Below are 8778 nucleotides of genomic sequence, written 5' to 3'. Positions count from 1 at the left end.
TGGCGGTAGGTGTAGCCGAAGTCGGCCAGCGCATACTCGACGCGCTCGCCCGCCCGCGTCAGCCCCCAGGCCGAGACCAGCACGTCCTTCGTCTCGGCGCCGTAGCAGCCGGCGTTCATGGTCAGGGCCCCGCCGATGGTGCCCGGAATGCCGGCGTAGAACTCCAGCCCCGCCAGCCCCGCCTTGGCGGAGGCCTTCGCCACCATCGAGTCCAGCGCCCCGGCGCCGGCCGTGATCGTGTCGCCCTCGGTCGTGATCCCCGCGAACGGACGCCCCGCCAGCCGGATCACCACGCCCTCGACGCCGCCGTCCCGCACGATGACGTTGGAGCCGACGCCCAGCACGGTCACGGGCACGCCCGGGTCCAACGCCTTCAGGAAGTCGGCGAGATCGTCCGGATCGGCCGGGATGAACAGCGCATCCGCCTTCCCGCCCACCCGGAACCAGGTGAACGGCCCCAGCGGCTCGTCCCGCAGCAACTTGCCGCGCACGGGGGGGTAAGATGAGGCTGAGGTCATGATCCGTGGTTTTCGGCAAAGCGGTCGGCTGCATCCCAGAAGCCACCGGCCTCCGTTTCCAGCAACTCGGCAAACTGGTTCTCGATAGGCGCGGAAGGGGTCACCGCCTCGCGCCCCTCGCGCTCCCGCGGATACGGATCACCGAACTGGTTCATGGCCTCAACCAGCGCCGCAGCTGCCTGCGGCATTCCCAACGCCCGAAATCCCGCCACCGCCTCGGGAGCAAGGATGCCGGTCGAGTTGTCAAAAAACTGCCCGAGCCCCCCATTCTGAACCTCACTTTGGGTCCAATGGGTGGCGTAGAGATGCTGGGAGACAATCGGCAACCCGGCGAACTGCCGGGTAAACTCGTCCGCACTGCCGTAGATGCTCACCATGTCCCAATAGGGCTCAACAAGGCGCCAGTAGCTCAACCCAGCGCCTCCAGCTGCCCCGGCAGGGCGTAGGCCCACTGGGTAATGTCCCCGGCGCCGAGCAGCACCACCAGATCCCCCGCCTTCGCCTCGCCCGCGATCACCCCCGGCAGTGCGTCGACCCGGTCCAACGCCTGCACCGAGCGGTGCCCGAACCGCCGGACTCCCTCCACCAGCGCCTCCTTGTCGACGCCCTCGATCGGCGTCTCGCCGGCCGCATAGACGTCGGCCACGATGACGGCGTCGGCGTCCGAGAAGCAGGTCGAGAAATCCTCCATCAGGTCGCGCAACCGGGTGTAGCGATGCGGCTGGACGACGGCGATGACGCGGCCCCCGCCTTCGCTGGTCTGGACGACCTGTCGCGCCGCTTTCAGCACGGCGGCGATCTCGACCGGGTGGTGGCCGTAGTCGTCCACGATGCGTACCCCGCCGACCACGCCGGTCGTGGTGAAGCGCCGCCGCACCCCGCCGAACCCGGCCAGCCCGGCCCTGATCGCCTCGTCCGAGACGTCCAGCTCGCGCGCCACGGCGATCGCCGCCAGCGCGTTGGAGACATTGTGCCAGCCGGCCATCGGCAGATGCAGGCCCTCGATCCGGGTCGGCTCGTCCAGCGCCGCCAGACCCCGCCCCTGGATGACCACGTCGAAGCGGCAGCCGTCCGCGCCCATGTCGCAGTTGTCGGCCCGCACCATGGCCTGCGGGTTGATGCCGTAGGTCACCAGCCGGCGGTTATCGATCGAGGCCACCAGCCGCTGCACCTCCGGGTGATCGAGGCAGACGGCGGCGAAGCCGTAGAAGGGGATGTTCTCGACGAAGTCCACGAACGCCTTCCGCACCCCGTCGAAATCGCCGTAGTGGTCGAGGTGCTCGGGGTCGATATTGGTGACGATGGCCACCGTCGACTTGAGGCGCAGGAAGCTGCCGTCGCTCTCGTCGGCCTCGACCACGATCCAGTCGCCGTCGCCGACCTTGGCGTTGGTGCCGTAGGCGTTGATGATGCCTCCGTTGACTACTGTCGGGTCCAGCCCGCCGGCGTCGAGGATGGCCGCCACCATCGAGGTCGTCGTCGTCTTGCCGTGGGTGCCTCCGACCGCGATCGAGAACTGCAGCCGCATCAGCTCGGCCAGCATCTCGGCCCGCCGGACCAGCGGGATGCGACGCTCCCGGGCCGCCATCATCTCGGGGTTCGAGGCCTTGACCGCCGTCGAATAAACCACCGCCGAAACGCTGTCGCCGACATGGGCCGCGTCGTGGCCGATGAAGATCCGGGCGCCCAGTTTTTCCAGCCGCTCGGTGTTCGCCGACGCCTTGGCGTCCGAACCCTGCACCGAATAGCCGATCTTGAGCATGATCTCGGCGATGCCGCTCATGCCGATCCCCCCGATGCCCACGAAATGGACGGGACCCAGGTCGAAGGGAACGGGACGAAGGCGTGCGATCATCGCAGCGGCTTAGCAAGGGTTCGGAGCGATTGCACCATGTCCCGACCGAGCGCTGACACATGGAAAGCCGGGGCGCGGCCGTTAGCGGATCAATCGAACTTGAGCCGCTTAGCTCCCTCGGCCAACGCATCGCGGCGCGCCTTCTCTTGGTCAGCATGAGCTTGGCGCTGACGCTGCTCTTCCTCAGCTTGAGCGAGGGCCGCCTCGTTCGTAGCCGCGACGACCTTTTTGAGTTCGTCGAGCAATCCGCCTTCCAACTCGCCGACCGTGGTCGTCACAATGAGCCCATTGCCTACGACTCTGGCCCGCCGCTTCTGCATATAGAGATGGCGGCTCCAGAGGAGGTCGAACAGGGCTGCCCAACCGCCCGGAGGCTTCGGGTCCAATGTCAGAAAGACATCGTCGAGGATGCCTTTTCCGGACGGTGAGTACGTCCTTGATCCAAACCCGAGATTTTCACAGCGGTAACCATTCGCCTTCTCCCTAATTTGCCAACTGCATTACCGTACAGCTTAGGTAGAACGGCTTGGCAGGTTCAACCCGAACAACGATATTTGTCCGGACGGAGTGGTACCGCTTAGTCCTCAGCCACGAAATCCTGCGCGAACTCCGGCGAGTCCTCCTCGCCCGGCAGCAGGGGCGCATCGTCATCATCGCTCGCCCGCGACGGGTCCGGCACCTCGAAGCCGACCGGGATCGACAGGTCCAGCAGCCCCGCCGCCTTCATCTCCTGCACGCCCGGCAGGTCGTAGAGGCTCGACAGGCTGAAATGCTCGAGGAACCTGTCCGCCGTCGCATAGGTCACCGGCCGTCCAGGCGTGCGCCGCCGGCCCTTCAGCTTCACGAACCCCATCTCCAGCAGCAGGTCCAGCGTGCCCTTGGACAGCGACACGCCGCGCACGCTTTCGATCTCGGCCCGGGTGCAGGGCTGGTGGTAGGCGATGATGGCCAGGGTCTCCAGCGCCGCCTTCGACAGCCGCCGCGGCTCCTCGCGCTCCTCGGTCATCATGAAGCTCAGGTCGGGGGCGGTGCGGAAACGCCAGCGGTCCGCAACGCACTCCAGCTCAACGCCCCGCCCCTGATAGCGCTCGCGCAGCGCCGAAATGGCCCCGCCGACGTCCGCCCCCTCCGGCAGCCGCCGCGCGATCTCCGCCGCCGACAACGGCCCGGCGGCGGCGAACAGCAGCGCCTCCACCCGGCGTTCGATCTCCAGATGATCAGGGGCGAACTGGATCACGGAACCAGCTCCAGCGGCTGCCCTATTCCGCGTCGCTTCAGATACAGCTCCGTGAAGGCCTCAGCCTGTTTCACGTCCATGGCCCCCTCCTTCACCAGCTCCAGGCTGGCCGACAGCGTCGAGGCGGTGAAGCTCGCCTGCGACGGCCCCTCTGCACCGTGCTTCTCCGGCGCCACCCGCTCCAGCGGCGTCCACTCCTCCAGCTGCGGCAGCACCTCGCGCAGCCAGTCCCGCGCCGCCTCCAGCCCGAAGGCCTCGACCCTCTGGCCGGGATTATAACGCCGCTGTTCCTCGCGCCGCCGCTGCGTCACATAGGCGGCCATCAGCTCGTAGAGGCTGGCGTCGATCCTGTCCGACGGGATGATGACCAGCGCCTCCGGGTCGCCGCGCGTGAACACGTCACGCTTCAGCTGCGGCCGCGAGGTGATCGCCTCCACGGCCTTCCTCATCGCCTCCAGCTTCTGCAGCCGGAAGGCCAAGGCGGCGGCCATCTCCTCGGCCGGCATTTCCTCGCCCTTCTTGTCCGTGCGCGGCAGCAGCAGGCGAGACTTCAGATAGGCCAGCCACGAGGCCATCACGAGATAGTCCGCGGCCAGCGAGAAATTCCGCCGCCGCGCCTCCTGCACGAAGGCCAGATACTGTTCCGCCAGCTTCGTGATCGACAGCTTCAGCAGGTCGACCTTCTGCGTCCGCGCCAGCGCCAGCAGCACGTGCAGCGGCCCCTCGTAGCCCTCCAGATCGACCACGAACGCCTCGCGCTCGTCGGCCTGCTCGACCGCGGCGAAGTCCAGATTGGGCTGAAAGGCGTCGGTCACGCCTGCGCCTCCCCGACATCCGGCCCGCGCGCCGCCTCGAGCTTGCCCGCCATCAGCGCGTCCAACCGGTCCCGCGCCTCGAACGGATCGAACGGCTCCGGCTCGCGGACGATCCGCGCCAGCGCCGCCGTGGCCCGCTTCTCCGCCTTGCCCTTCAACCTGCCGACGCCCTCCGCGGTCTCCCGCATCTCCCTGAGGTCGCCGTTGCAGTGCAGGACCACGTCACAGCCGGCCTTCAGTGAGGCCTCGGCCCGCTCGCGCAGGCTCCCCGACAGCGCCTTCATCGACAGATCATCCGTCATGATCAGCCCGACGAAGCCCAGCCCCTCGCGCATCAGCCGGACCGCCTTCCTCGACGTCGTCGCCGGGCGCTTCGGGTCCACCGCGTCGAACACCACATGCGCCGTCATGGCCAGCGGCATGTCCGACAGCGCCCGGAACGGCGCGAAATCCCAGCTATCCAGCGTGGCCAGATCGGCGTGCACCACCGGCAGGTCGTGATGGCTGTCCGCGAAGGCCCGCCCGTGCCCCGGCATATGCTTGATCACCGGCAGCACCCCGCCGGCCAGGAGTCCCTCCGCCGCCGCCCGGCCCAGCGTCGCCACGGTCTCCGGATGGCGCGCCCAGGCCCGGTCGCCGATGATGTCGTGGGCGCCGGGCACCGGCACGTCCAGCACCGGCGCGCAATCGACGTTCACCCCCACCGACCTCAGATCGTGCGCCATCAGCCGCGCGCCCAGCCGGACCAGCTCCCGCGCCGCCAGGGGGTCATTCGTCGCCTTGAGATAGGCCTCGGCGGGCGGATATTTCGGCCAGTGCGGCGGCCCCATCCGCTGGACCCGGCCGCCCTCCTGATCGATCAGCACCGGCGCGTCAGCCTCGCCCACGCAGTCGCGCATCTCATCGGTCAGGGCCCGCATCTGTTCCGGGCTGTCGACGTTGCGACGAAAGACGATGAAACCCCACGGCTGCGCGTCGGCGAAGAAGGCCTTTTCATCCTCCGTCAGCCGATGCCCGCTGCAGCCGTAGATCGCCGCCGAACGCGTCACCGAAGGATGCAGTCCCCGCCCGAAGCCCGGATGGCGCCGCACAGGGCCCTCGCCCGCTCCTGGGTCAGGCCGGTGACGGTCGTGCGATAGACGGTGGAGCCGTTCGAGGCCGTCACCTCCTGCACCCGCCGGCTCGCGCCCTCGGTCAGGTCGGGATAGCGGGCGACCACGGCGTTGTATTCGCGCTCGGCCAGGTTCGGCGTCGAGAAGGCGCCGATCTGCACGCCGGCGGTTCCGGCCGCGGCCGGAGGAGTGGGTTCGGCCTTCTTGGCTGGCGGGGGCGTCACGGGCGCGGGTCGGGCCGGCGTCTGCGCCGCTTCGATCGGCGCGGGGGCGGGCCGCGGCTGCACCGCTTCCGGCGGAGGAATGAAGGTCGGGGCCGTCGCGGGGGCCGGTGTCTCCGAATAGGCCTCGATGCCGGCCGTCGGATCGACCGGCTGGGCGTCGATCGGGGCCTCGGTCTTCATCTCGCCCACGGGCGTGCCGACGGCGGGCGGGGCGTCCTCGGACGAGCGCGGGCCGGCGCGGTAGTAAACCACCACGGCGATGATCAGCACCAGCAGCACCACCGCCGAGATGATCAGCGTCATCGGCGGGGCCTTGCCGCCGCCGCCTCCCCCGCCGCCGCGGCGCGGGTCGTAGCCTTGGCGGTTGAACGGCAGATCGTCGTCGGTCGGCGGCGTATAGGCGCCGCGGTCGCGGCCCTGGTTCGGGCGATAGGGATCTTCGTGAGACATGGCCGCGCCTTCCGTCGTGCCGCGCGAATCGACGCGCGGCCCTCCACTCTATCCCGGTCCGAGTCCTTTTTCAGGCCGGGTGTTCCCCTTCTCCCGTCATCCTCGGGCTTGACCCGAGGATCAGACCCTCCTGTGCTCGCTGGCCGGGGTGCGCGGGCACGGTCGCGGGGCCACCACCCCCGCCCAGCCCGCCTCTCGCCTCTGATCCTCGGATCAAGTCCGAGGATGACGGCGGTGAGGGCGCCTAGAGGTCCAGCGCCAGATCCAGGCTAAACAGCTTCTTGTGCTCCTCGATCGCGTAGCGGTCGGTCATCCCGGCGATGTAGTCGCACACCGCCCGCGCCCGCCGCGCCTCATCAGACGTCCCGGCCCGGCCCGACCATTCCGGCGGCAGGGTGCCCGGATCGGCCATGAACAGTTCGAACATCTCGCCCAGCAGCCGCCGCGCCTGGCTGCGCGTCCGGTTGACCCGGTAGTGGCGATACATCCGCTCGAAGAGGAATTTCCGCAGCACGCCCAGATCGGCCAGCATGCCGTGCGAAAAACCGACCAGCGGCCGCCCCGCCGTGCGCACGTCCTCGGTCGAGCGGATGTTCGACGCCTCGAGCCGCGCCTCTGTCTCGGCCAGCACGTCCTCGACCATGGCCCCGATCATCCGCCGCACGGCCTCGATGCGGATCATCCGCTCGTCGATGGCCGGCCAGTCCCCGCGGACCCCGTGCAGCACCGGCCCGATCAGCGGCACGTCGCTCAGGTCCTCGAGCGTGAACAGGCCCGCCTGCACCCCGTCGTCAACGTCGTGATTGTTGTAGGCGATGTCGTCCGCGATCGCCGCCGCCTGCGCCTCCAGCGAGGCGAAACTGTCCAGCCGCAGGCCCCAGCCAGGCGCATAGTCGGCGATGGCCCGCCACGCCGGCTCGTCCAGCCGGTGCGACACCGGCCCGTTGTGCTTGACCACCCCCTCGACGGTCTCCCAGCTCAGGTTCAGCCCCTCGAACTGCGGGTAGCGCTCTTCCAGCTTGGTCACCACGCGGAAGGTCTGGACATTGTGGTCGAAGCCGCCCCACGGCTCCATCCGCGCCTGCAGCTCGTCCTCGCCCGCGTGGCCGAACGGCGGATGGCCGAGATCGTGGGCCAGCGCCACCGTCTCCGCCAGATCGGTGTCCAGCCGCAGGGCGTGGGCCAGCGACCGTGCGATCTGCGCCACTTCCAGCGAATGGGTCAGCCGGGTGCGGTAGTGGTCGCCCTCGTGCGCCACGAAGACCTGGGTCTTCTCCTTCAGGCGGCGAAAGGCGGTGGCGTGGATGATCCGGTCGCGGTCCCGGGCATAGGCGTTGCGCGTGCGGCTGATCGGCTCGGGCGTCAACCGGCCGCGGCTGTGCTCGGGGTATTCGGCGTAGGCGGCGCGCTCGGGGATCAACGTCGGCTGCTCATTCGGTCGCCGGGCCTTTGCGATCGCCCGTCCGCGCCTCATATAGAGCCCCGTGAGCAGCGTCCAATCCGCCCCGACTTTCCAGATCTCGCCGGCCAGCGGCGGTCATGGCCTGACCCTGTCCGGAAGCGCCGCCCGCCGTCTGGCGAAGCTGGCCGAGGCCGAGGGCCATCCCGTCCTGCTCCGCGTCGCCGTCGACGGCGGCGGCTGCTCCGGCTTCCAGTACCGTTTCAAACTGGTCGAGGCCGCCGAGCCCGACGACCTGCGCATCGAGGCCGATGGTCAGGCCGCGCTGGTCGACCCCGTCTCCCTGCCCTTCCTCAAGGGCTCGGAGATCGCGTTCGTCGACGACCTCGCCGGCGCCCAGTTCGTGGTCAGGAATCCGAATGCGGCCTCGAGCTGCGGCTGCGGGGTCAGCTTCTCGATCTGAACGTCCCGGCCGGCTTCAGTGGAGCCGGGTCTCCAGGTCGGAGGCCTTGGCCTCATACTCCTCGGCCATGCTCTTCAGGGCGTCGATGGTCGTCGGGTCGCTGGCGCTGCGGGCGAGCCGACGGGCCTGCTGCGCCTGGGCACGAAGGTCGGCGGCCTGCCGGACCTCCGTGACGTCCAGCAACAGGTTGACCGCCCCGGCCACGGCTCCGGTCGCGTCGAGGATCGGGGTCGGGAAGGGCTGAAAGGTGACGCGGGTCCCGTCCGGGCGCTCGGCCACCGCCCTGACCCCGCGGACCGGCCGTCCGGAAGAGAGCGCGACCGCCATGGGGCACTGCTCATGCGGCAGGAACGCTCCCGCCTCCGTGTACAGCTTCCAGGTGACGCACCACCGGTCCTTACCGACCTGCGGTTGGCGGCCGGTGAAGCCGATGCAGGCGCTGTTGAAGAAGGTTACGACCCCGTCGGCGTCGGTCACATAGATCGGCGCGGGCAACGCCTCCAGCGCCGCGTGCAGCGCAGCCTCGCCGTCTTGCTCGAAGACCTTGAGGGCCGAGTGCAGGAGGGCGTCGGTACGGGCGGAGAGGGCGGACATCGGGAGGCCTTCGATACACCAGCCCGCTGGCCAAGGACAACGAAAACCGTTGGCCGGTCCGAACCTCACCTCCCCATTCGCGTCAGGCGAATGGGGGAGACAGACCGTGTC

General features: G+C 69.2%; 11 protein-coding genes. 1 reads left to right on the top strand and 10 read right to left on the bottom strand.

Annotated elements, in window-relative coordinates; genetic code table 11:
* The 9 genes from VEC04_RS01360 to VEC04_RS01320 all read right to left on the bottom strand — a co-directional run.
* Positions 1 to 518, bottom strand: a 518-nt coding sequence (locus VEC04_RS01360) for an FAD-binding protein (protein ID WP_324773070.1), incomplete at its 3' end; no start/stop codon positions are given.
* On the bottom strand, positions 515 to 931 hold the full coding sequence (locus tag VEC04_RS01355; RefSeq protein ID WP_324773068.1) for a DMP19 family protein: 417 nt from the start codon (positions 929 to 931) through the stop codon (positions 515 to 517). The genes VEC04_RS01360 and VEC04_RS01355, both read right to left, overlap by 4 nt.
* Positions 928 to 2373, bottom strand: a complete 1446-nt coding sequence (gene murC, locus VEC04_RS01350; protein ID WP_324773066.1) for a UDP-N-acetylmuramate--L-alanine ligase — start codon at positions 2371 to 2373, stop codon at positions 928 to 930. Before murC ends, VEC04_RS01355 begins: the two co-directional genes overlap by 4 nt.
* Positions 2374 to 2462: 89 nt before the next feature.
* Positions 2463 to 2651 carry a hypothetical protein gene (locus VEC04_RS01345; RefSeq protein ID WP_324773064.1) on the bottom strand — a complete coding sequence of 63 codons (189 nt, stop codon included), beginning with the start codon at positions 2649 to 2651 and terminating at the stop codon, positions 2463 to 2465.
* 299 nt (positions 2652 to 2950) lie between these two features.
* On the bottom strand, positions 2951 to 3610 hold the full coding sequence (gene scpB, locus VEC04_RS01340; RefSeq protein WP_414642629.1) for an SMC-Scp complex subunit ScpB: 660 nt from the start codon (positions 3608 to 3610) through the stop codon (positions 2951 to 2953).
* Complete coding sequence (locus tag VEC04_RS01335; protein ID WP_324773061.1) at positions 3607 to 4425, bottom strand: ScpA family protein; 819 nt, start codon at positions 4423 to 4425, stop codon at positions 3607 to 3609. The genes scpB and VEC04_RS01335 overlap by 4 nt, the downstream gene beginning before the upstream one ends.
* A complete protein-coding gene (nagZ, locus tag VEC04_RS01330) occupies positions 4422 to 5516 on the bottom strand; it encodes a beta-N-acetylhexosaminidase (protein WP_324773059.1) in 1095 nt (364 codons plus the stop codon). The genes VEC04_RS01335 and nagZ overlap by 4 nt, the downstream gene beginning before the upstream one ends.
* Positions 5471 to 6211 carry an SPOR domain-containing protein gene (locus VEC04_RS01325; protein ID WP_324773057.1) on the bottom strand — a complete coding sequence of 247 codons (741 nt, stop codon included), beginning with the start codon at positions 6209 to 6211 and terminating at the stop codon, positions 5471 to 5473. The genes nagZ and VEC04_RS01325 overlap by 46 nt, the downstream gene beginning before the upstream one ends.
* Positions 6212 to 6455: 244 nt before the next feature.
* The gene (locus VEC04_RS01320; protein WP_324773055.1) at positions 6456 to 7685 is read right to left on the bottom strand and encodes a deoxyguanosinetriphosphate triphosphohydrolase; all 1230 of its coding nucleotides are present in this window, start codon (positions 7683 to 7685) and stop codon (positions 6456 to 6458) included.
* A 10-nt stretch (positions 7686 to 7695) separates the two neighbouring features.
* On the opposite strand from VEC04_RS01320, the gene erpA reads away from it, so the two are divergent.
* Positions 7696 to 8073, top strand: a complete 378-nt coding sequence (gene erpA, locus VEC04_RS01315; RefSeq protein WP_324773053.1) for an iron-sulfur cluster insertion protein ErpA — start codon at positions 7696 to 7698, stop codon at positions 8071 to 8073.
* Positions 8074 to 8088: 15 nt separating this feature from the next.
* On the opposite strand, the gene VEC04_RS01310 is transcribed toward erpA, so the two are convergent.
* The gene (locus tag VEC04_RS01310) at positions 8089 to 8667 is read right to left on the bottom strand and encodes a PAS domain-containing protein (protein WP_324773051.1); all 579 of its coding nucleotides are present in this window, start codon (positions 8665 to 8667) and stop codon (positions 8089 to 8091) included.
* Positions 8668 to 8778: the final 111 nt, after the last annotated feature.

The sequence above is a fragment of the Brevundimonas sp. genome, from assembly GCF_035626535.1.
In the GTDB taxonomy this organism is placed as follows: domain Bacteria; phylum Pseudomonadota; class Alphaproteobacteria; order Caulobacterales; family Caulobacteraceae; genus Brevundimonas.
Note: the sequence above shows the minus strand (reverse complement) of the source record. Positions and strands in the feature narration are given on the sequence as shown.